At 55.0% G+C, this 23,092-nt stretch carries 18 protein-coding genes; 8 read left to right on the top strand and 10 right to left on the bottom strand.

The annotated features are described in order from the left end of the window. Nucleotides 1-83: 83 nt before the first annotated feature. Complete coding sequence (locus DPRO_RS16060) at nucleotides 84-2,465, bottom strand: acetate--CoA ligase family protein (protein ID WP_097012973.1); 2,382 nt, start codon at nucleotides 2,463-2,465, stop codon at nucleotides 84-86. Between the two features lie 175 nt (nucleotides 2,466-2,640). On the opposite strand from DPRO_RS16060, the gene ychF reads away from it, so the two are divergent. After that, nucleotides 2,641-3,738: a redox-regulated ATPase YchF gene (gene ychF, locus DPRO_RS16065; RefSeq protein WP_097012974.1), complete on the top strand. Its 1,098-nt coding sequence runs from the start codon at nucleotides 2,641-2,643 to the stop codon at nucleotides 3,736-3,738. A gap of 106 nt (nucleotides 3,739-3,844) precedes the next feature. On the opposite strand, the gene DPRO_RS16070 is transcribed toward ychF, so the two are convergent. The 9 genes from DPRO_RS16070 to DPRO_RS16105 all read right to left on the bottom strand — a co-directional run bounded on the left by DPRO_RS16070 (nucleotide 3,845) and on the right by DPRO_RS16105 (nucleotide 14,080). Next, on the bottom strand, nucleotides 3,845-5,410 hold the full coding sequence (locus DPRO_RS16070) for an amidohydrolase (RefSeq protein WP_157917529.1): 1,566 nt from the start codon (nucleotides 5,408-5,410) through the stop codon (nucleotides 3,845-3,847). A gap of 183 nt (nucleotides 5,411-5,593) precedes the next feature. After that, a complete protein-coding gene (locus DPRO_RS16075) occupies nucleotides 5,594-6,862 on the bottom strand; it encodes a class II fructose-bisphosphate aldolase (protein WP_097012976.1) in 1,269 nt (422 codons plus the stop codon). A gap of 185 nt (nucleotides 6,863-7,047) precedes the next feature. After that, a complete protein-coding gene (locus DPRO_RS16080; RefSeq protein WP_097012977.1) occupies nucleotides 7,048-7,365 on the bottom strand; it encodes a phage regulatory CII family protein in 318 nt (105 codons plus the stop codon). Between the two features lie 244 nt (nucleotides 7,366-7,609). Continuing rightward, a complete protein-coding gene (locus DPRO_RS16085; protein ID WP_097012978.1) occupies nucleotides 7,610-8,125 on the bottom strand; it encodes an alpha/beta fold hydrolase in 516 nt (171 codons plus the stop codon). A 36-nt stretch (nucleotides 8,126-8,161) separates the two neighbouring features. Next, nucleotides 8,162-10,345 carry an ATP-binding protein gene (locus tag DPRO_RS16090; RefSeq protein ID WP_407681414.1) on the bottom strand — a complete coding sequence of 728 codons (2,184 nt, stop codon included), beginning with the start codon at nucleotides 10,343-10,345 and terminating at the stop codon, nucleotides 8,162-8,164. Nucleotides 10,346-10,676: 331 nt separating this feature from the next. Then, nucleotides 10,677-10,925, bottom strand: coding sequence for a phage regulatory CII family protein (locus DPRO_RS16095; protein WP_097012980.1), 249 nt, complete (start codon nucleotides 10,923-10,925; stop codon nucleotides 10,677-10,679). Nucleotides 10,926-11,310: 385 nt separating this feature from the next. Next, entirely contained in the window at nucleotides 11,311-11,433 is a 123-nt protein-coding gene (locus DPRO_RS20645) for a hypothetical protein (RefSeq protein WP_269459700.1), read from the bottom strand. Nucleotides 11,434-11,507: 74 nt separating this feature from the next. Continuing rightward, entirely contained in the window at nucleotides 11,508-12,104 is a 597-nt protein-coding gene (locus tag DPRO_RS16100) for a TetR/AcrR family transcriptional regulator (protein ID WP_232005627.1), read from the bottom strand. A gap of 203 nt (nucleotides 12,105-12,307) precedes the next feature. Continuing rightward, nucleotides 12,308-14,080, bottom strand: a complete 1,773-nt coding sequence (locus tag DPRO_RS16105; protein ID WP_097012981.1) for a glutamine--tRNA ligase/YqeY domain fusion protein — start codon at nucleotides 14,078-14,080, stop codon at nucleotides 12,308-12,310. A 240-nt stretch (nucleotides 14,081-14,320) separates the two neighbouring features. On the opposite strand from DPRO_RS16105, the gene DPRO_RS16110 reads away from it, so the two are divergent. The 7 genes from DPRO_RS16110 (at nucleotide 14,321) to DPRO_RS16140 (ending at nucleotide 23,071) form a co-directional block, all read left to right on the top strand. Further along, the gene (locus DPRO_RS16110; protein ID WP_097012982.1) at nucleotides 14,321-14,782 is read left to right on the top strand and encodes a hypothetical protein; all 462 of its coding nucleotides are present in this window, start codon (nucleotides 14,321-14,323) and stop codon (nucleotides 14,780-14,782) included. A gap of 138 nt (nucleotides 14,783-14,920) precedes the next feature. After that, nucleotides 14,921-17,344, top strand: coding sequence for an acetate--CoA ligase family protein (locus DPRO_RS16115; protein ID WP_097012983.1), 2,424 nt, complete (start codon nucleotides 14,921-14,923; stop codon nucleotides 17,342-17,344). A 146-nt stretch (nucleotides 17,345-17,490) separates the two neighbouring features. Beyond that, the gene (locus DPRO_RS16120) at nucleotides 17,491-19,179 is read left to right on the top strand and encodes a sensor histidine kinase (protein ID WP_097012984.1); all 1,689 of its coding nucleotides are present in this window, start codon (nucleotides 17,491-17,493) and stop codon (nucleotides 19,177-19,179) included. A 12-nt stretch (nucleotides 19,180-19,191) separates the two neighbouring features. After that, nucleotides 19,192-19,644: a sigma-54-dependent transcriptional regulator gene (locus tag DPRO_RS16125; protein WP_232005628.1), complete on the top strand. Its 453-nt coding sequence runs from the start codon at nucleotides 19,192-19,194 to the stop codon at nucleotides 19,642-19,644. 6 nt (nucleotides 19,645-19,650) lie between these two features. Next, nucleotides 19,651-20,019: a response regulator gene (locus DPRO_RS16130; protein WP_097012985.1), complete on the top strand. Its 369-nt coding sequence runs from the start codon at nucleotides 19,651-19,653 to the stop codon at nucleotides 20,017-20,019. 12 nt (nucleotides 20,020-20,031) lie between these two features. After that, nucleotides 20,032-20,433, top strand: a complete 402-nt coding sequence (locus DPRO_RS16135; protein WP_097012986.1) for a response regulator — start codon at nucleotides 20,032-20,034, stop codon at nucleotides 20,431-20,433. A 31-nt stretch (nucleotides 20,434-20,464) separates the two neighbouring features. Continuing rightward, a complete protein-coding gene (locus DPRO_RS16140; protein ID WP_097012987.1) occupies nucleotides 20,465-23,071 on the top strand; it encodes a PEP/pyruvate-binding domain-containing protein in 2,607 nt (868 codons plus the stop codon). Nucleotides 23,072-23,092 lie beyond the last annotated feature (21 nt).

Here is a 23,092-nt window from a genome sequence, read left to right on the forward strand (position 1 = left end):
AACAATAAAAAAAGGGAGCAAAATGACGCTCCCTTTTTTTATTGCAGTTGGTTCACCGAATGATTCATTGCGTATACGGACGGTTACGAGTCTTCCCGGTTGCGTATACGCATCCCGTTCAAACGTCCTTCAATATACTGACTGAGCGCAGAGACCGCTCTGTCCGATGAGCGGAAGACCGGAATGCCTGCGGCAATGAGTTGGCGAATCAGAGGCTCGTAGAGCAACCCGGCATCCACGGTGCAGACAATAGGGGTGGTGGTTTCGCGAGCCAGCTCTGCCAGCATGGGAACAATGGCCGCTTCTTCGGTGTCACCCAGTTTCGCACCAAGTGAGGGCGACATGGGAACCAGACCGATGACCACCGCGTCAACACTGGGGGCGTTGCACAGCGCCCGGGCCGCTTCAACATGGGTTTCATCATCGGCGGCAGGGGTTACGTCCAGTGGATTTCTGGCTGTTACCAGACTGTCCAGTCGCTTCTCTCTGAACAGCTGTTCGAGTCGCTCAAGGGTCTCTTCTCCGATGGGCGCCAATTGCATGGCAAAGTCGTCGGACTCGATGGAATCCGCCATGCCCACCGCCTCGAAACCTGCGGCGGAAAGGGCAGCCAGCCGGTTGCCCCTGATCTCTTTGCCGTTGAGGCGCTGGGCAAGGACAACGAGATTCTGGAATTCCGTGAAGCTGCGCGCAACGATGGCACCGGCCTGTCGCACGCAGGATTCGCAGACCATGTAGTCCCCGGCCAGCGATGCGGTGTGACCTGCGGTGGCATCTTTGCCTTCCTGGGTGCGCCCCGCCTTGTAAAAGATGACGTCCTTGCCGGAGAGCACGGCTTCCCGTACGGCTTTGCAAAAGGCCAGCCCGTCGAGGTCCTTGAATCCCTCGGCGTAGATGGCGATGACATCCACATCGTCGGCATCCTTGAAAAACGTTGCCATGTCGCCAAGGGTGAGATCGTTCTGATTCCCCATGGAGATCATGTAGGCTGGTTCGATCTCCGGGCTTTGGGCCAGTCGGGTGAGCATGAACGCGCCGGACTGCGACACCAGAGCCGTGCGCTGATACGGTTTGCCGTGGGATTTGGGAAACTTGTTTTCCGGTATGAACCATGTGTCGTACCGCCCCGGATGCGAGACCACGCCCATGCTGTTACCGCCAAGGAAAACTGGACCGGTGCCCCGCTTGTGGGCGGCATCCACCTTGGCTGCCATGACTTCGGCCCGTTCGCGGCTCTCTTCGGTTTCGCCCATGCCGCCGGGGATAAGCATGACGCTGTTCACCTTGTCCGAGGCAAGCACTTCGTCGATCAGTTCCGGCACCTGCTGGGCCGCCACTGCCACTACCAGTAAATCCAGATCATCTGTCAAAGCATCAAGATCAGGAATGCAGCGCACTCCGTCCACGTCCTCAGCTCCCGGTTTGATGACCACGACATTGTCCTTGTTGAATCCGGCATCAAGCACATTCTTGAGAATGATCCGCCCAAAGTTCATGCGGGTGGTCGAAACACCCACGATGCCGATGGATTGGGGTGTGGTGATGGACTCGATCTTGTGAACAGGCCGTGGAACCGGTGTCGATTCGGGTAGAGAGAACTTGCACAGCCCATCGAGAGGCACCATCAGGTAGTCCGTGAAGGCAAAGGGGTTGATCTCCAATTCCTGCAAGACGAACGGCGCATCGGGATTTTGATAGGAAAAGTGACGACCGACTTCGATGAAAGCGCTGAAACATTCGATGATCTGCTCATCGGTGACGATGCGGCGTTGTCCGCGTGTCAGTCCGGCCAGTTTTTTGTAGGAGATGGTTTTCTTGAACAGCTCGAAAAACTGTGGCCCATCGATCATTTCCACGGACGCTGCCACAATGGCCTGACCTTTGCGAAAACGCTCGGCATACAGTTCGGTGTCCGTGCCTCCCAGTCCTGCGCTGAGGATGGTGCCGAACTCCCGGGTATGGCGCAGGCCAACGATCAGTTCGTTGCCGAAAGCCTCGGAATCAGGCGGCATGAACTGGACCAGCAGCACGCCTTTGATATCCTTGCTGATGGCCGAGACCAGTGTCTCGCCACTCAACCTCTGATATGGCTCGGGTACGGTTTCCGGGTGACGCTCCATGAGCAGTGCGGCCTGCTCCGGGACTTCGTAGACCATGCGCCGGACTGTGGAGCGGACCTTGTTCGGGTCTTTGTCCACAATCCGCACGCCGCCCACTTCGGTTTTGTGCAGAATGGTGGGCGATACGATTTTGAGGACCGCCTTGTCGCCGGGCAGCGACAGGATGTCTTCATCGGGAATATGGTCGGTTCTCGGCAGCAGAAAACTGCGGGGCGGTGTCTCGGAACCGAGGTTGGCCAGAAAGTCATAGACCTCTGATTCATATAGGAAAAACCGACCTTCCGCGTGCGCCTGTTGCAGGCAGTTGGTCAGTGCGTCGAAGTTGATATGTGTACGTGGCTGCATTGATTATTCCTTGGGATTGGTGGCGTTCTACCCTTTGTAGCGTAGGGTTGTATGGTCTATCAAGTGGTGATGGATCGGGGGGTATGGCGGAAAAGTTGCTTGCATCCTGCCACGAAGGACGGTACTAACCACCGCGCCGGGGATTGCCCCGGCAATGCATTTTCCAGGAGCACCCATGTCACTTAGTATAGGAATCGTCGGATTGCCCAACGTCGGCAAGTCCACCTTGTTCAACGCATTGACCAAGGCCCAGAACGCCGAAAGCGCCAACTATGCTTTCTGCACCATCGAACCCAACAAGGCCGTTGTGCCGGTCCCGGACCCGCGCATCGACGTGCTGGCCGAACTGGTCAATCCCCAGCGTGTTCAGTATTCCACGGTGGATTTCGTGGATATCGCCGGACTGGTGGCAGGAGCCAGCAAGGGTGAGGGACTGGGTAACAAGTTCCTCGGCAACATTCGCGAAACGCAGGCCATTCTGCATGTCGTCCGTTGTTTCGATAACGACGACGTTATCCACGTGTCCAATTCCGTGGACCCGATCCGCGATATCGACGTCATCGAGACCGAGTTGATCCTGGCTGATGTACAGGTGCTGGAGAATCGTCTGGAGCGTATGGAAAAGATGCTCAAGGGCGACAAAACCCTGGCCCCGAAGATCGAGGCAGCCAAGGCGCTTGTCGAGCACATGAACGAAGGCCAGCCTGCATCGACCTTTGACAAGGAGATGAAAGGACTGGACGAACTGCTCGCCGAACTGCGTCTGATCACGGCCAAGAACGTCATCTATTGTGCCAATGTGGATGACGAAGGGGTCATGGAAGACAACGAGTACGTGAAGTTGGTTCGCGCCCTTGCAGAAGAGCGTGGTGCCGAGTTCGTCAAAATTTCCGCCAAGATGGAAGAAGAACTGCTCGGCCTCGACGATGAAGAGGCGCAGGAATTTCTTGATTCCTTCGGCATTGAAGAGTCCGGCTTGCATCAGATCATCCGCACCGGATTCAAATCCCTTGGGCTTATCAGCTATTTCACGGCCGGTGTGAAAGAGGTTCGCGCATGGACCATACATGACGGCGACAAGGCTCCGCAGGCAGCCGGTGTCATCCACACCGATTTCGAGCGCGGCTTCATTCGCGCCGAGGTTGTCGGATACGATCAGTACGTGGAGCACGGCTCCGAATCCAAATGTCGCACCGCTGGTGTGCTTCGGGTGGAAGGAAAGGAATACGTCATGAAAGATGGCGACGTCGTTCACTTTCTGTTCAACGTCTAGTCGATTTGGCCTTTCGCGGTTCGACCGCAACAGAATATATGCGATGCATCATCGGTTTATCCGGTGATGCATCGTTTTTTTGTGCGATCGTAGCCGAAGGGCCAAATCAGGCGGCCGGTTCCACATTGTCCTGTGCAGGCGATTCCTTGATAGCGGGCTCTCCAGCAACATACACTTGGGAAATGTAGATATCGGCAATGGTCTCGGGCGCTACGGCAGTGGGGTCTGCTGCCAGCACCACCAGATCGGCAACCTTGCCGACCTCGATGCTGCCACGCTCGGTTTCATCGAAGCCACTGTACGCTGCATCGCTGGTGAACATCCGCAACGCCTCGGTTACCGTGAGCGCCTGTTCCGGCACGGGGTGGAGTACGGCAGACTGTACGCCTTTGAGCGGGCTGTACGGAGTGATGGGGCCGTCGGAGCCGCCACACATGACTATGCCCTTGTCGAGCATGGTTCGGTACGGCTGAATCCGCTGCATGCGCTCCGGCCCAAACCACCGAATGTAATCGTCCCAGACCACGAGGTACGGGAGAAAGGAAGGTTGCATGGAGGCAATAATACCTGCGGCTGCCATCCTGTTCATCTGATCCTCGGTGGGGATTTCGCAGTGCTCGATGCGGTGCCGGTGGTTGTCGCGGGGATGGGCGGCAATGGCCCGTTCCATGGCCGTCAGTACCTGTTCGACCGCGCCGTCCATCTCGCAGTGAATGGCAACCTGCAAGCCTGCCCGGTGGGAGTGGAGGATGAAGTCATCCATCTGCTTCTGTGTGAAATTCAGTGATCCATAATTGTCTGGATCATGGGAATACGGCTCTAATACCGCAGCAGTTTGAGCGCTCATGGCTCCATCGGCGCAGATGCATCCGCCAATGCGCGGCAGGCCGAGTTCCACTGTCTCTTCAATGTCCATGACCTGATTCCAGACAATGGTATGCACCGGGAAACGGTTCTGGTTGGCTACTACAACCCGTGTGCCGCCCGGGCCGAATTCCCCACCCTCCAGACAGTGCATGGAGGTGATGCCCTGCTTGAGTGCGGCGTGACAGGCTGCTTCGTACCCGGCCAATCGTACCCGCTCGGGGGTCAGGTTGTTGACCATGGGAAAGACATGGCTGAGTGCACCGGGATCACGCACGACACCGGTGGGACCATTTGGCCCGATATCCATGCCGGGTAAGTCGGGTGGCAGGTCGAGCAGGTCAAGGGCGAGGCTGTTGAGCATGCATAAATGCCATGAAGCGTGCACGAGCATGACCGGCCGATCCGGGCTGGCTGCATCCAGTTCTTCCTTGAGCGGAACCCGCGCCTCACGCAGGTTGAGTTCATTCATGGAATACCCGAGCACCCACGCATCAGCTGCAGTGGTGCTCGCACGCTGGCTTACCCTGTCGTAAACGGTTTCCAGACAATCCGTATCGCGCAGATCAATGCCGTTGAGCACTTGACCGGTCAGCCCGAGGTGCTGGTGAGTATCGATGAAGCCGGGAAGGATGGTTTGTCCCTGCATGTCGTAGGCATCCCAGCCCGCGTGGATGAGATGGGCGAGATCCGCATGGGAGCCGAGCGCAGCGATGCGACCGTTATCCACGCCCACGCAGTCATACCGCGTTTCGTTTGCGTCCATGGAGATGACAACCGCATTGGTCAGAATGAATCGTTCGTGCATGAGCGTGTCCTTTGAGAATAAGCGATATCCTGCACCGCACCTCATGCCTTGTCCAGATGGAATGCATGCCTCACCTCCATCTTTCTTGCATTAATGCGCTTGGAGCACTCGATCCGTGTTGGCAAGACACAAAAAAGCCCGCCTCATAGATGAAGCGGGCTTTGGTCTGAACATGTGATTTGTCTAGTCGTCGAAGTCGCCTTCGGGACCCTTGTCGGTGTCGATCTCGGCAGCAAGAGACTTGATCTTTTCCTCGGTCCATTCGTTGGGATCTTCAAACTGTTCAACCTTGGCGCCCAGGTCGTAGGAACCGGCCTTGAGGATCAGGTCGCAGGCGATGTCTGCGGTGTCCTTGGCATTGAAGACGTCGACGAGCAGGTGGTGGACAAAGCCATCAACGGCATCGACCATACGCTCGCGCACGGCTTCGGACTGTCCCTGCCAACGACGCTCGAAGGGCAGGTTGAGCTTCTTGTAGTTGCCGCCGGAGATGCCGTTGGCGTCGGCGTATTCGACCATCTCATTCCAGAGTGCGTCTTCGAGACCTTCGCCGGTGACTTTGTCGAACCGACCGTCCTCGGTCATGATGGCGTTGCCGAAGTCATTGACTTTGACTCCCCAGCCGATCATCTGCAGGGCAGTGGCCACGTTGGCCTTGGTGGTTCTGGTCTTGGCAGCGATTTCTCTCAGGCGGCTGGAGTCGTTACCGGAGGTACCGTGCTGTGCACCGGAAGTTCCGTACGGCTCAAGGGCCTTGTGGATGTCGGCGGTGATGTCCACCTGGATGCCTTCGCCGGAAGCCTCGATGCCGTGAGTGGTGCCGTTGTTCAGGGCGATCCAGTCAGGACACAGGCCGTGGGCATTCAGGCCCTGGCAAAGAAATTTAGCTTCAACAGGCGTGGAGAGACCGAACTCACCCTTGATTTCACCGATCTCGGTTTCGTAGCCGGCCCAACCCGGGATGGCGGAGGAAACTTCGATGTTGGCGAGGAGGTTGAGGTCGTCGGTCATGTGGGATGCATCAATGGCAATGGAGGTTACGCCAGTGTCGAAAAGGGAGGGGATTTCCGCTTTGGCAACCGGAACGTCTTCCCATTTCTTCATGAAGTAATGGTCAGCGTGCACGGCCACCGGAATGGTGATGCCGAGCTTGTTGCATGCGTAATCCACACGACGAGCTATGTTCCACAGGGTGGTGGGGCAGTAGGTGGATTCGCTTCGTGCAATCTCGATGATGATGGCTGCATTGGCACGCTGCGCAGCTTTCAGGGCACCCTCGATAATGAACATGTTGCGCCCGTTGGCAGCGATTGTCATGGCCTGGCCCTTTTCGAGCATTGCGCGGTCAATGACCTTGCCGCTGACGATCAACGCCTGTGAATTGGGGAAATTCTGGACGACATTCGGCGGACGGCCTACAGCGAGTGCTTTTTTGAACGTATCTTGGGACATGCCCTTCCTCCTTAAAAGAAAAAAATGTGCGATTGTGAAGCGTCGAAGCGCAAACACCAATTAAAACCAATTGTACTGAAAAGTCAAAATACAACGTGGAGATTTTGTCAAAAAACACATGAAATCCCCTCCCCGGTGTCGCTAGTGACCCGGAGAGGGGGGCGCTTTGGGTTCTCGCAAGGCTGCTACATGGTTGCAGCCTGGCGGCGTACACGCTTGGAGGCCTTTCTGTGCTGCCTCGGTTCGGGTGTTTCAACACCCTCCAGCGGTATCAGCGTGTAGCCGAGTTCTCGGGCCATGAACTCAAGAATGGAGACATTGCGTGTCACCTTGCAGATCTTGAACATGGTCTCTGCGCCCAGCTTTGCATGGTTGTCGAACGGGTTCAATTCTCGAAGCAGTGTCGAATACGGCTTCTTGATTTCCCTGCATACCTGTTTGGCAGGTACGCGGCCTTCCAAAACGATGTCTTGCATCTTTTTGGTCAGATTCTTCTCAAACATGCTTTACCCCCCACATGTTTAAAGTTGCTGCCTAGTCACAAAGTTAGCCTAATTTTCAGTTTTGCGTCAACGGCTATCGGAAAAAGAATAGCCCTTTTTCCCTTTGCCACCGTGTTTTAAACGTCGATCGGTAGTTATGTTGACCAGTTGGCTGATATAGGGATGGTGTATAAAAAATACAAAAAAACTTCGCCTGAACGAGAAGTCCAGGCGAAGTTGCAAGATTGTGACGTAAAAACCGGTTTTATGGAGAAGGGAACGACTGGAGATAATGGGCAAGCAGTGAGGTCATGGTGTCGATGGAAGCTGAAAGACGGTGGTCGTCGGGAAGAGCGTGCAATGCCGCACGATGGAGTTTGGCAAAACGAATGGAGTTGTCCACTGGCACGACATCGTCCTGCCAGCCGTGGATCACGGTGATGGATTCTGGGAGTCCCGAGAATACATGAACGTCATAGCCTTTGAGGTAAAAGGCGGGAGCGAGGAGAAACAGCCCGTCAACCTGGGCCTGCTTGGCAACGGCAGTCGCTACGTAGCCGCCCATGCTGGAGCCGAGCAGGATAGTCGGACCTTTGGCATCGGAAAGGATGTCTGCCAGACGTTGGACGCGGTCGTCGGGATTTTCCAGGTCGCTGAAGTCCGGTGCTTCAAGCGTGTATCCCAGAGATTTTGCGGTTTCAGCAAAGGCAGTGCTTTTGGCTCCCCATGGTTCACTCAATGAACCATGGCACCAGATCAGGCGAGTAGGCGTACTTGTCATGCGAGGCTCCCTTGGTCTTGCTGTGTTAGTGAATTATTATAGCTTGCTAATCCTTTTCACGTAATCGTCGAGTCGGGACAGGGTGTGCTCCATGGCTTCGCTGGATGCTTCGTCACGAATGTCCTTCATGAGTTGCCCACCTATGTCGATAATCTTCTGAAGCGGAATGCTGTGGCCTCGGTCGATGATGTCTTCACCAAGGGCCTTGAGTGAACTGATATCGTTTCGCTCCAGGGCAAAACGGGAAGCGTCAAGCGTCCGTTGTAATTCGTTCAGGTCATCAACCGTCGGTCGGGGCGCACTTGTATCCGGGGCGGTCACGGATATCAGCATGTCGAACAGCGCGCTCTTTTTTACCGGTTTGGCCAGATAGCCGTCAGCGCCGGCATCCATGCATTTTTGTGCATCCTCAGCCATTGCATATGCGGTCATGGCAATAATCGGAGTGGGCGGACGTTTTTGTTCCTTTTCCCATTCCCGGATCGTCCGGATGGCTTCATAGCCGTCCATGGTGGGCATTTGGATATCCATGAGTACGCAGTCGTACTCTGCTTCCATGAAATCTTCGACTCCGGCTTTGCCGTTTGTCTTTACCGTGAGTGTGCAGGGCGTATTGCGCAGATAGGTCTGAATGACGAAGGCATTGTAACTGGAGTCTTCGACCATCAGGATGTTCAGTTCAGGTGGTACGTTGATAGCGACTTCCTGCGCCGGTGACGGAACAGAAGGAACAGCATCGAGCTGGTCCCGTTCCAGGCTGATGGTGAAATTGAATGTGCACCCTTTCCCCAGCTCGCTTTCGACCCAAATACGCCCGTCCATCAGTTGAACAAGCTGTTTGCTGATGGCGAGTCCGAGTCCGGTTCCACCGAATTCGCGGGTTGTGGACCCGTCGGCCTGCGTGAATGCATCGAATATGGAGTCCAGTTTGTTCGTGGGGATTCCCGGGCCGGTGTCGCTCACCGAAAAGAGCAGTGTCATGCGATTTGACTGTTCTTCGACTCGTTCAACCGTGAACTTGATATCCCCTTCCTGAGTGAACTTGGCCGCATTGCCCAGCAGGTTTATCATGATCTGCTGGAGTCGCTCCGGGTCGCCAATGTATCGGTCTGGCAAGGTTGCATTGACCGTGCAGGAGAAGTTGATGGGCTTTTCATTAAGCTTGGCATCGATGAGCGTGCAGGTCTTGTCCACGACTTCGCTGAGGCTGAAACCGCGCTTTTCAAGAGAGAGGTGGCCGGCTTCGATCTTGGAAAGGTCGAGGATATCGTTGAGGATGATGAGCAGGTTCTCTCCGGCATTTCGGAAGACCTGAACATACTGAGCCTGATCCTTGTCCAGTTTGGTGTCGGCCAGCACATCGGCCATCCCGAGAATGGCGTTCATGGGTGTGCGGATTTCATGGCTCATGCTGGCAAGAAAACTGCTTTTGGCCAGGTTTGCCACTTCCGCATACCGTTTGGCGTTCTGGACATCGATCAACGCCTGATTCAGTGATTCGTTCTTCTGCTTGAGTTCCAGGGTACGGTCCCGGACAGTCTGCTCAAGGGCGTTCTTGTGCTCTTCAAGTCGAGTCTTGGAAAGCTGGAGGTCATCCACGAGGTGTTTGAGGGAGTCGCGCATGTCGTCGATGGCGCGAGCCAGAGAACCAAGTTCCCCCTTGAGGTCTGTTTCGATTGGCGCGTCGAGATCGCCTTCGGCAATGGTGATGGTTGCTTCTTCAAGTCGCTTCAACGGATCAAAGAGGTGCTTGCGCGAACAGGATATGATCATCCGTGAAAGCAGAAAAATCATGATGGCACTCAGGCCAAGGGTGATCCCTGCATAGACCATCATATCGTGGTGAATCTTATCAAGGGAGATGGCGATATTGAAGGTGCCGATCCAGTCGTCGAACTTGCGAATTTCTACGGATCGCGTTTTGAAGCCGCTATTGTTTTTAAAGAACGCGAAGGAGTTTCCTGTATAGGGCGCCTTGGTCTGCGACGCCATGGTTTCGCGGCCGGTGATGACCTGGGCGAAGACCACCATGGAATCCTGGTGCAAGGCATGGATAAAGTCTCTTGCGGCTGTGTGATCCACCTGCCAGACGGCTGAACTCAGCGTGGATTCGGCCAGAGTGGCCAGGCTGTCAATTCGCTCGTCCACCTGCTGGAGGGTCCGAAGGGTATTGAGGCCTACAATAATGAAGGAGAAAAGGACGACGCCCACTGTTACCATCAATGTTTGAGACAGGGCCGCCTTGCGACATAGGGGGCCTGGTGGAGTCGTTTTCCTTGTGTTGCTGCTCATGTTTTCCGCGGGTATAGGGTTCAAAATACCCCTATTCAATATGTTTTTCAGAAAAAATGCGCAAGGATGGTCGGATTATTTTTGATAAGTTTCGGATATTCATGCCTTGTTCACTTCTGTGAGGGGCGTGCTTGTCAATGTCCAAAGCAATGTCGGCCTTGGCTGTAGTACGATCTGTAGGATGATGAGTGCTGGTGTGAAGACAAAAAAAGGCTGATCCGAAGATCAGCCTGAGGAGTGTTGCCTTGGTTGCGATGATTTATGCGTGTCCGCTATCCAGAGAATAGCCCATTTCTGTAGCCATGAACTGCAGGGGTCTAATGTCGGAAGTGACCTTCATGATTTCGAGCAGTGTCTCGGCTCCGAGCTTTGCGCTGGCGTCGAACGGGTTGATTTCGCGCATCAGGGTCGAATAGGGCTTGTTAATCCTTTGAGCCACGACCTTTGCCTGGATGCCGCTGTCGAGAATGCAGTCCTGAACTACCTTGGTTACGTTGCGATCAAACATGTCCCCTCCACAGTGTAAATTGGGTTGGCGGTTGAAATATGTTTTGTATAAAGCAATCTGTGTGCCAAAGCGTCTTTATTCTGATTATTATCAAGAATATAAGGGGTTATAAAAAGTCTAACAAATTGACAATGACATATAGGGGGAGGGGGTAGTGTCGCATGCAACGTCGCATTGCAGCATGTGCGACAATTATGTCGCAATGCGACGCTTTGTGCGACAGTATGGTTATGCGTGAGTTTTTATTGCCCAATAGAAAAGGGAGTCGCTGTTGCGACTCCCTTTCGAGGTCCCGGCATGCCGGGTTCCGAACCAGGATTTCAGGCTATCAGGTGTGGGTTGCGGTCCATTCCTTTTTGTGCCGTCGGAGGTGTTCAGGTTCGGCCTAAGAGTTCGAGTTTCCTGTCCAGTCCTGTGACCAGGACTTCCAGGACTCAAGGTACTGGTGCCAGCACTGGCGTCCGATGATGATATCCATAATTTTGGTGATATTAATATTGGAAAACATGTCGCTCTCCTATCTCGCTTCTTTTTAAAATCAGGTTTGTAAAAAACAAATCCTCTGTTTCGGCGGACTTTGTATCAACAGCCGTCCTTGCCAGGGCTGTTCTTGAGGCTGCGTGTCACGTGGTTGATGGTCTCCTCAAATATCCCATCCGATTCGTAGGGAGTGAGGAGCGTGGTGCGAACGCTACCGACGATATTTCCGTAGATGATCAACGCTGTTTTCTCCTGGGGGAGATCGCGGATCGATCCGTCGGCAATGCCCATGGACACGCACCGTTTCAGCTCATCGATGAAGAAGCTGAACTTCTCTGCCACCATGGCGGCGTCAACGCCTGGTTCCATGTGGCTGAACGGAGAGCAGCGGAGTAATACGGGAAACCGTGTCCGGTGCTCTTCGGTAAATTCAAAGTAGGCGGTCATATACTTCTGTATGCCATCAAGCCCTGAAGAGACTTCCTTAGTGGAGTCATGCAACCGGGCGATAAGCCTGTCCGCCATGTCAAAACCCGCGGCGATAAACAACTCGTGTTTGCTGCCGAAATAGTGGGAGACCAGTCCAAAAGATACTTCTGCCCGACTCGCCACATCCTTAACAGTGGCTGCAGTGAATCCAAGTTGCCCGAAGGCCTCCTGGGCCGCTCTCAGTATCGCTTCTTTCTTTGTCATCGCCATCGGCCGTCCTTTCTACGGCGAGTTCGATTGATCATGCAATCAATCTGTCTTCTTTTTAGATTGATCATGCAATCAATGTCAAGCCGTTTTCGGAAATTTTTTGTTCAGTTTATAACGTTGAAACTGTAATTGCCTATAATAATTGAACATGGCGACACTTCGTCCACAAGGGAAAAGTGTCGCCATGTCATGTAAAACCAGTGCTATTTCATATTCTTTTGAATCTTGGCCCAGCTGTCACGCAGGGTTGCAGTGCGGTTGAAGACGAGCTTCTCACCGGGTTTGTGGTCCTTGTTATCAGCACAGTAATAGCCCGTGCGCTCGAACTGGAAGTTGGTTCCGGGCTTCATGGCAGCCAGTGACGGCTCCACCCAGCACTCGGAAAGCACTTCAAGGGAGTCGGGATCCACGTAATCCACGAAGGTCTTGCCTTCTTCGGGCGCATTGGGATTTTCACAGGAAAACAGGTTCGAGTAGTTGCGCACCTCGGCCTTGAGGCCCTTGGTGGCGGATACCCAGTGCAGGGTTCCCTTGACCTTGCGGCCACCTTCGAGCCAGCCACCGCGGGTTTCGGGATCGTACGTGGCGCGAATCAGGGTCACATTGCCCTGCTCGTCGGTTTCGTAGCCGGTGCATTTCACATAATAGGCGGCACGCAGGCGTACTTCTCGGTCCGGTCCCATGCGGAAAAACTTCTTGGGCGGATCAATCATGAAGTCGGCCCGTTCGATCCACAATTCGCGGGTGAACGGAACAATGCGCTTGCCGTATGATTCATATTCGGGGTGCAGGGGGACTTCAAATTCATCCACCTGATCCTCGGGGTAGTTCTCGATGACCAGTTTGACCGGATCGACAACGCCCATGTAGCGGGCAGCGCGGTCGTTAAGGTCCTGACGCACGCAGTGTTCGAGCAGGGCGTAATCGACCATGGAGTCCGCTTTTGCCACGCCGATGCGCTCGCAGAAATCACGGATGGATTCCGGGGTGTAGCCTCTGCGGCGGAAGCCGGAAATGGTCGGCATGCGCGGATCGTCCCAGCCCGAGACATGTCCTTCCTGCACCAACTGGATGAGTTTGCGCTTGGAGAGAACCGTGCCGGAGATGTTCAGCCGCGCGAACTCGTACTGGTACGGACGCTCGTTGAAACCGGGCAGGGCAGCCAACTCATTATATATGGCTTCATGCTCGCCAAAAAGCTCGGTCTGCTTGAGACCTTCCATCAGGGTGTCCACGCACCAGTCATAGATGGGCCGGTTGTTCTCGAACTCCAGCGTACAGATGGAGTGGGTGATGCCTTCGATGGCATCGGAAAGCCCGTGGGTGAAATCGTACATGGGGTAAATGCACCATGCGTCGCCGGTACGGTGGTGATCGGCGTGCTTGATGCGATAGAGAGCAGGGTCTCGCAGCATGACATTGGGTGCTGCCATGTCGATCTTGCCGCGAAGGATGCATTCGCCGTCTTTCATCTCGCCAGCACGCATGCGACGGAACAGGTCGAGGTTCTCCTCGGGTGTACGATCGCGGTACGGGGAGTTGACCCCCGGCTCCTTGAGGGTCCCGCGGTTTTCGCGAATCTCTTCAGGGGACTGGTGGTCGACGTACGCCTTGCCCATTTTGATGAACAGTTCGGCAATGTAGTACAACTTCTCGAAGTAGTCGGAAGCAAAAGGATTGGCATCCCATGTGTAACCGAGCCACTCGACGTCCTTGCGGATGGAATCCACGTATTCCACATCTTCCTTGACCGGGTTGGTGTCGTCGAATCGGAGGTTGCACCTGCCATTGTAATCCTGGGCAATCCCGAAGTTCAAACAGATGGACTTGGCGTGACCGATATGCAGGTAGCCGTTGGGCTCGGGCGGGAACCGGGTGTGTACCCGTTTGCCGTATTTGCCGGTCTCGTTGTCCTTGTCGATGATGGTTCGGATGAAATCTTTACCTTTTTCAGGTGTTTCTGGCGTTTTGCTCATCTTCTGTTCCTTACTGTGTATTGAATTCCCCTTGCAGGGTTCATAGCTGTTTGGGTGTGGGCGGACAATGATATCCGCGCCCCGGAATGGATACGGTAAAACGGATGTTGGGTCAACGAATCAACCCTGGTCGGGCGGCTGTTCATGGCCGAGGGCTGCGCAAAGGAGCAAAAAGGTGGTCATGAACAGGGGGTTGGTGGTAGGGTCGGGTAAAACAATCAATGCTGTTGGGAGATGCTCATGAACCTCGATGCCGGACTGCCTCACACTGACGAAGACTACGCCGCCTTTGTACAAGGCAATGCCCACACCTACCTGCCCAAGTTTCACAGCTACGGCGCCACGCCTTCGGGTTTTCATGCCGGATGGAACTGGGCCGCGTTCTTTTTTTCCTTCTGGTGGTTCCTGTATCGAAAGATGTACATGTGGGCCGCTATTGCCTTTGTCACCCTCTGGTTGCCCTATTTCAATTTACTGGTGATCATCGGCTGGGCCATTGCCGCCAATTACCTCTACTTCAAGCATGCCAACGAGAAGATTAGCGAGCTCAAGTCATATCACGGCCAGAATTACGTCAATTATCTTCGGAGTTTTGGTGGGGTTAATAGCTGGGTGCCGTGGGTGGCACTTCTCGTCTGCGGCGGAATGCTTCTGCTCCTGCTTTTGGGGATATTCGGCTTTGCGCTTCTTGCTTCAGCATGATCTGGCTAGGCGAACAGTTCCCCAGATACCTGATTGTTGGAAAAGAGTGACCGACAGTCATTTTTCTCATGCCCCCATTGACCCAACCCGAGTGGTCCCGTATTGTCAGACATTTACCTTTGCGCTTTGGGGAAGAGTATGACCAACGGGAATTTTGCTTTTGGCACAGTGGAAGTCAGCATCGATTACGATGCCATCACGCATCTGTTTGAGCGGGCTCATGAAGAAGGGCGAGACACCCTGTTTGAGTATGAGGTGTATGAGCTGCTTCGGGAGTCGGGCGCAGAAACACCACCCGGAACCGTACTGCTGCCGCGAGGTGGCAAGCCGTCCGATGAGGCTCTGAGCGGTCTGCCCGGGCCAAAAGTTGTCCTGAAAATAGTCTCCCCCAATATCATCCACAAGACCGAAGTCGGTGGCGTGCGCGTGGTGGAAAACGCGCCGGACAAGATACGTTCTGCGTGGCGACGCATGCTGTATGAAGTGCCGGAGGCTTTTGCCGCGCTCCTCGAAAAAACGCCGGATATGGCTCCCGTTGAGTACGCCGGATTGACCGGGGAAGCGCTGATCGCTGCCATCTCCCGCGATATCCGTGGTGTGCTGCTTGTTCAGTTCATGGAAACCGATTCCCAGGCATTTGGTAATGAGTTGATCGTGGGCATTCGCCGGACCCGGGAGTTCGGCATGGTGCTCGGCGCAGGGTTGGGCGGCACAGATACCGAGCTGTACGCTGAACGATTCCGCAAAGGACAGGCTGTGGTTGCCGCGTCTGCTGCGCTGACCGATGGCGAGACCTTTTTCGAGTTGTTTCGCAAGACCCTTTCCTACAAGAAGCTGGCCGGACTGACTCGCGGCCAACGACGTATTGTTTCCGACGAGCAGCTTATCGAGTGCTTCTCGTCGTTCATCGACATGGCCAACCACTATTCTCCCGACAATCCCGATGCACCGTTTGTCATCGAAGAGTTGGAAATCAATCCCTTTGCTTATTCGGATTACCTGATGGTCCCGCTGGACGGCATGTGTCGCTTCTCCCTGCCCGAGCAACTCCCTGCATCGCGCCCCGTGGAAAAGATCGATGCACTGCTGCACCCCAAGCGTATCGGTATCATCGGCGTGTCTGGCAGTCGCATGAATTTTGGGCGCATCATCCTCAATAACGTCATGCAGGCCGGGTTCAACAAGGATGACATGGTTGTCATCCGACCTGGCGGTGGCGAGATCGACGGCGTTCGCTGTGTTGAGTCCCTTGCCGCATTGGGGCAGCCCCTCGATTTGTTTGTGGTGGCCGTGGGGTCGGCCCAGGTGCCGGGACTGGTGGAAGAGGTGCTGGAGCTTGATTGTGCACAATCCGTCATGATCATTCCCGGCGGCATGGGTGAAACCGAGGAAAGTCGGGCGCGAGCGCAGGAGGTCATCGACAAGATCGTGGCGTCCCATGCCACGGGTGTCGGGCCGGTCTTCCTGGGCGGCAATTGTATGGGAGTGGTTTCTCGGCCAGGTGCATACGATACGTGGTTCATTCCCGAGGAGAAACTGCCCGTGCTTACTCCGGGCAAACATCATAGGGCAGCCTTTATTTCCCAGTCGGGCGCATTCATGCTGACCCGCCTGTCGCAGTGTCCCATTCTCGATCCGGCCTACATGATTTCCGTGGGCAATCAGACCGACCTGACCCTGGGGGATCTGACCGCCTACTTTGCGGATTCCAGCGAGGTGGATGTCATCGCCATTTATGCCGAAGGGTTCAACGATATGGATGGTCTCGAATTCTGCCGGGCTGTGCGACGGGCTGTGCTCGCCGGTAAGGAAGTCGTCTTCTACAAGGCGGGGCGCACCCCGGAGGGCAAATCCGCCACCAGCGGGCATACCGCGTCGCTGGCAGGTGACTATACCGTGTGCGAGTCCTGTGTCCGTCAGGCCGGTGCTATCGTGGCCGACTCGTTCTCCCAGTTCGAGAACCTGTTCATGCTGGCCGAGCGACTGCACGGCAAGACCATCCGAGGCAATCGACTGGCAGCCATGTCGGGCGCAGGCTTCGAGGCCGTGGGCATGGCCGATTCCATCCAGTCGGATACCTACCGCATGGAGTTGGCGCCACTCTCCGAGGAAAGCCGAACACGACTGGACAAGCTCTTTATCGCCAACAGGCTGGATAACCTCGTTACGGTGACCAACCCTCTGGATATCACGCCCGGGGCCGATGACAAGGTGCATGCCGATGTGATCCGAATCCTCGCTGAAGACCCGATGGTCGATGCAGTGGTCGCCGGTCTTGATCCCATGTCCCCGGTCATGCGTACGCTGGCCGATCCCGAACATGACCAGTTCACCTTCGAGGATGAGCGGTCCATCGCCGCACTGCTTGAGGACCTCCTGCCGCAACTGGACACGCCGATCATCGGTGTTGTGGATGGTGGCCGTTTGTACGATCCGCTGGTGGATAAGCTCAAGGAGGCGGGGCTGTGTACGTTCCGCACTTCGGATCAGGCAGTGGCAGCCATTGCGCAGTACATCGAAGGAAGGCTCAACGTCGATACCATTCGCAGGAAGGTCGGGTAGGGACTTATGCCGTTGTAAGCGTAAAGGCATATTCGGGCGAAGTATGTTGAAGTACCCAACCTATTTTGTTATATTCCGGTAGACTGTATCCCCCTCAGCGTATCCGATCGTGGTGAGTGGAGAGGAACATTTTCCCGGAGGCACGAGTGTCCGAAGCTCCTTATTATCAAGGTCTGACCAAGTCGATGATGTTCACCATCATCCTTGTTTCATTCACGCCCCTGCTGATCGTGACGATCATTGCAGGATACCAGTACAGCGTGGCCTACAAGGCCAAGGTGGAAGCACATCTGCATGAACTGGTGCTCAAACACGACCAGTCTGTCGATGTCTATCTTGGCGAAAAAGCCGAAGAGTTGCAGGTCATAGCCGAAGTCGTCGGCATCGATCACCTTCGTGAGAAGGGTGGCGTTGCTCGCGTTCTTGATGCGCTGGTGCGCATGCACGGCAGCGATTTTGTCGATCTGGGCCTGGTCAACGAGCAGGGCGTTCAGATAGCCTACGCCGGGCCGTATAAGTTGACCGGGGTGAACTACTCCGACGCCGACTGGTTCAAGGCCGTGGCCGAGCGCGGTGTTCATATCAGTGATGTGGAGCTTGGCATTCGCGGTGTACCCCACTTTACCATTTCCCTGCTGCTCCGTGACGGGGAACAGGAATGGGTACTCAGGACAACCCTTGATTTTATCGCCTTTACCGAGTTGGTGGAGGATATCCGCATCGGTGAAACGGGACTGGCATATATAATCAATAAAGAGGGTGAATTCCAGACCACGCCGCGCCGGGACATGACCGGCGAGGTGGATTTCCTGCGTGAACTCGTGGCTGATCTCGATGATGCACCCATGGGGCGCGGTCGGGCCGCCATGACCATTGAAACCAATCCCGTGACCGGCAATGACACCATTTATGTGACCAGCCCGCTCAAGTCCGGCGACTGGATCATGGTTTTTCAGCAGGATGTGGCCGATGCCTATTCCGCCCAGCATCAGGCACGGAATGTAGCCATGGTCATCATGCTGATCGGTGGCGTGGCCATCGCGGTCATGGCTTACCTGATGAGTCGTCGCATGGCTCGCAAGGTCGAGCTGGCCGACATTGAAAAGGAAATGATGAACGATCAGGTCATCGAGGCCGGAAAGCTTGCCAGCGTGGGCGAGTTGGCCGCCGGAATCGCTCATGAGATCAACAATCCCGTCGCCATCATGGTCGAAGAGGCCGGTTGGATTCAGGACCTCCTTGATGAGGGACTGGAAGAGGACGACAACGAGCGTGAAGTACAGCGCGCCCTGAACCAGATTCGCACACAGGGTGCACGGTGTCGGGAAATCACGCACAAGCTGCTCAGTTTTGCCCGGAAGATCGACCCCACCATCGAGCATATCGACTTGAACGAGTTGGTGTTGGAAATGGTGGAGTTCTGCGAGCAGCGGGCAAGATTTGCCAACGTGGTGATGGAAGCGAGTCTGGATGACGCCATTGCCCAGGTGGAAGGGAGCAGCTCGGAGATGCAGCAGGTCTTGCTCAATCTCATCAATAACGCCATCGACGCCATGGACCCGGGCGGGGGTAATCTTGATATCATGACGCGACGGGATAATGGTTCGGTCTCCATCGCCATATCCGATACCGGTTGCGGCATTCCCCAGGCCAATCTGCAACGTATTTTCGACCCGTTCTTCACCACCAAGCCGGTGGGCAAGGGAACAGGGTTGGGGCTTTCAATCATCTACGGCATAATCAACAAGATGGGCGGAACCATTTCTGTCAGTTCCGTGGTAAACAGAGGAACGACATTTACCATTGTCTTGCCTGCTGTGACCGAGGAGGTGTAACAGCAATGTCGAATGAAACAGAAAATGGAGGTGACCGTGTCTGCCAGAATTCTACTCGTTGATGATGAACAGGGATTTACCGAAACCATGGCCAAGCGGTTGAGCAAGCGGGGGTACGACGTGACAACCGCTCTGGACGGCCAGTCCGGTATCGACATCCTGTCGGAAAAGACCATTGATGTGGTTGTTCTGGATGTGAAAATGCCGGTCATGGATGGCATGGAAACACTCAAGGCCATGAAAAGCGCTCACCCACTGGTCGAGGTGATCATGCTGACCGGACATGCCACGGTGGAAACCGCCATCGAGGGGATGAAATCGGGCGCATTCGATTACATGATGAAACCGTGCGACATGAATGAGCTGATCAGCAAGATCACCGAAGCCCATGATAAAAAGCAGGGACAGGAAAACAAGATTCTTGAGGCGAGGGCGCGTCATATCGCTCTTCGTCGGGGAGACTAGAAGCTCATGAGCGAAGAAAGTACACGCGTCCTTCTGGTGGACGACGAGGTAGGTTTTGTCGAAGTACTTCATAAACGCCTGAACAAACGCGGTTTTGCCGTTACGCCGGCGACGAGTGGAACCGAGGGGATTCAGGTGTTGCGAAAAAACGATTTCGATGTGGCTATTCTCGATCTGAAACTGGAAGACATGGACGGCATTGAGGTGCTCGAAATTTTTAAGAAAATGGTTCCGGAGATGCCGGTTATCATGCTGACCGGTCATGGAAGCGAGCAGGCTGCCCGGGATGGAATGGAACATGGCGCGTTCGATTATCTGCTCAAACCGTGCGCTCTGGAAGAGCTGATCGAAAAAATCGATCAGGCTGTGCAATAACGGGAGAATGGTATGGAAGGAATCAAAGTACTTCTGGTGGATGACGAGATTCCGTTCATCACCACACTGGGAAAACGATTGGCCAAACGTGGATTTGATGTGACTGAGGCCCATGATGGAGAGGAAGCATTGGCCGCCATGGAACAGCGCGAGGTCGAAGTGGTCATCCTTGATGTCAAGATGCCCGGCATGGACGGGCTGACCGCGCTGTACAAGATCAAGCAGCAGTGGCCCATGGCCGAAGTCATCATGCTCACGGGACATGCGTCTATGGAAGCGGCTATTCGCGGTATGGAGCTGGGTGCGTTCGATTATCTGATGAAGCCCGTTGAGTTCGTCGATGTTCTTTATAAAATTGAAGATGCTGCAGCGCGGTATCGTCTGCATTTGGCAAAAATAGAGCAGGCGGGTTGATCTTCTTGTTATCCGTACTACGGAAGGAATCATGTTCGATACGATAAAGCAGGCAGTGCGAAAGGGATTTGGTGGATTATTCGGTTCCTCCAAACCCACTCCGGAAGAATTGGCCGAGGTCCGCAAGATGTATGCGGCTCGGTACGATCATTTTCGTTCGTTGATCCAGGCCAACACCAGAGCCCATGAACTGATGGGGGAGCTGGAAGAGGCGCTCAGGGGGTATACGCCCTACGGCATGCACTATGTGCGTTCATTGTGCACCCGGATATCGACATCCATTTTTCAGATGATCCGCCATCTTTCCGAGTTGAACCCCGGCACCTATGATCGCCTGTTTGATCGATTCGAGGATATTCAGGACAAAATCATGCCGTATGTCGAGCCGGAAGATCCGCCAGCGAAGCCACGGGCGCTGGTGCTCGACCTGCATGAAATCGGGCGTGACCATGTGGATTTGTGCGGCCCGAAGATGTCCATGCTCGGAGAAGCCAAGAACGCATTGGGGCTGGATGTTCCCGAAGGGTTCGTCATCACCACGGATGCCTTCTGGAAGTTCATGAAATCCGGCAGCAAGGAGCTGGAGATCGATCGGCTCATTCAGTCTGCCGACCCCGAAGATCGGGAAGTCATGTTCCAGACCTCATCACGGATCATGCAGATGATCATATCCACGCAGCTGCCTGATGCGTTGGCCGACGCCATTCTTGATGCATATGATGCCATGGCTGAGCGCAGCGGCACTCAATTCAAGCTGGCTATCCGCTCCAGTGCGCTGGGCGAAGACGCGGAAGGCTCTTCCTTTGCCGGTCAGTATCGGTCGATTCTGAATGTCGATCGAGGCTCACTCCTCGACGCCTACAAGGAAGTGGTCGCCTCCAAATATTCCATGCAGGCCATGGCCTATCGAGTGTCCAAGGGAATCCGTGACGAAGATGTCGCCATGAGTGTGGGGTGCATGAGCATGGTTTCGGCCCTGGCAGGTGGAGTCGCCTATTCCCGCAGTCCTGTGAATATCAGAAACGAAAATGTCTCCATCCAGTCCGTGTGGGGGTTGCCCAAGGCGGTGGTCGATGGTTCGGCAGATACCGACGAACTGGTGGTGAACCGTGCCGATCCCATGAAGGTGGTCGAGCGTAATATTGCCAGCAAGACCGAACAGTATGTCTGTCATGAAGGTGAAGGCATCTGCCGTTCGGATTTGTTGGAGGATCAGCATGATGAATCATCGCTGACGGATGAGCAGGCCATTGCCGTGGCTCGTATGGCTGTGGAGATAGAAGAATATTTCGGAACCCCCCAGGATATCGAGTGGGCAATCACCGAGGACGGCGGACTGCACCTGTTGCAGTGCCGACCGCTTATGCTGCTGGAAAATGAAGAATCATCGGTTCCGAATACCGATCTGCCGGAGCCGTTGTTGTCCGGTGGGCGTGTTGCCAGCCCCGGCGTTGGTGTCGGACCGGTTCACTGCATCAGAAAAGATGCGGATACGCTCTCCTTTCCTGACGGCGGTGTCATGGTGCTTCGACAGGCACTGCCCAGTCGTGCGGCCTTGCTCGACAGGTGTAGTGCGGTCATCGCCGAGCAGGGTGGCATCGCCGGTCACCTTGCCAACGTGGCGCGTGAGTTCGGTGTCCCGGCACTGTTCGGCGTTAAAGGCGCTTTGGACGCGGTGAAAAACGGACAGATTCTGACCGTGGATGCTGACGGCCATGGAGTCTACGACGGCGCGGTCGAAGCGTTGCTCAAGGAGAAGCCCAAACAGCGGGTCATGAGCGGCAGTCCGGTACTGAAGAGCTTGCGCAAGGCAGCCCGTCATATCGTGCGGCTCAACCTCACCAACCCCGAGAGCCCGGATTTCCGGCCATCAAAATGCATGACCTTTCATGATATTATGCGTTTTTGTCATGAGATGGCCGTTCGCGAAATGTTTGAATTCGGCACCAACGAGGCGTTTGTTCAGGCCGCCTCCAAGCAGCTTATTTGTGACGTTCCCAAGCAGTTCTGGGTGCTGAATCTGGGTAATGGCATCCTGCCGGAAGGCGAGGATCGCGAAGACCGGTGCGTGCTGTTCGAGCATGTGGACTCCTTCCCCATGCGCGCTCTGTGGGCCGGAATGCAGGCCGTGCCGTGGGATGGGCCGCCGCCGGTTCATGGCAAGGGCTTGATGTCGGTCATGTTCGAGGCCACGGCCAATCCCAATTTGGTGACAGCCGGACGGTCCCAGTACACCCAGAAAAACTATTTCATGATTTCAAAGAACTACTGCTGTCTGCAATCACGCTTTGGCTTCCACTTCTGTGGTGTCGAGTCGCTTGTCAGTGATCGTGTCAGTGAAAACTATGCCAGCTTCCAGTTCAAGGGCGGCGCTGCCAGTGAAAGCCGTCGCATCAGCCGAGCCAAATTTGTCGGCGATATACTTGAAGAATTCGATTTCCGGGTGAAGGTTCGAGCCGACGCAGTGACGGCGCGTGTGGAAGGCTTGGACAAAGAGACCATGGGACACCGATTGAAGATTCTGGGCTACCTGATCACCCATACCCGGCAGTTGGATATGATCATGTCCAATCCGGGTGAAGTGGAAAAGCGCAGGCAGCGTTTCTTTGAGGATTTCGCAAAATTCGACGAGGAATAGTTTAGCGGATTTTCACATATG

Source organism: Pseudodesulfovibrio profundus (genome assembly GCF_900217235.1).
GTDB lineage: Bacteria > Desulfobacterota > Desulfovibrionia > Desulfovibrionales > Desulfovibrionaceae > Pseudodesulfovibrio > Pseudodesulfovibrio profundus.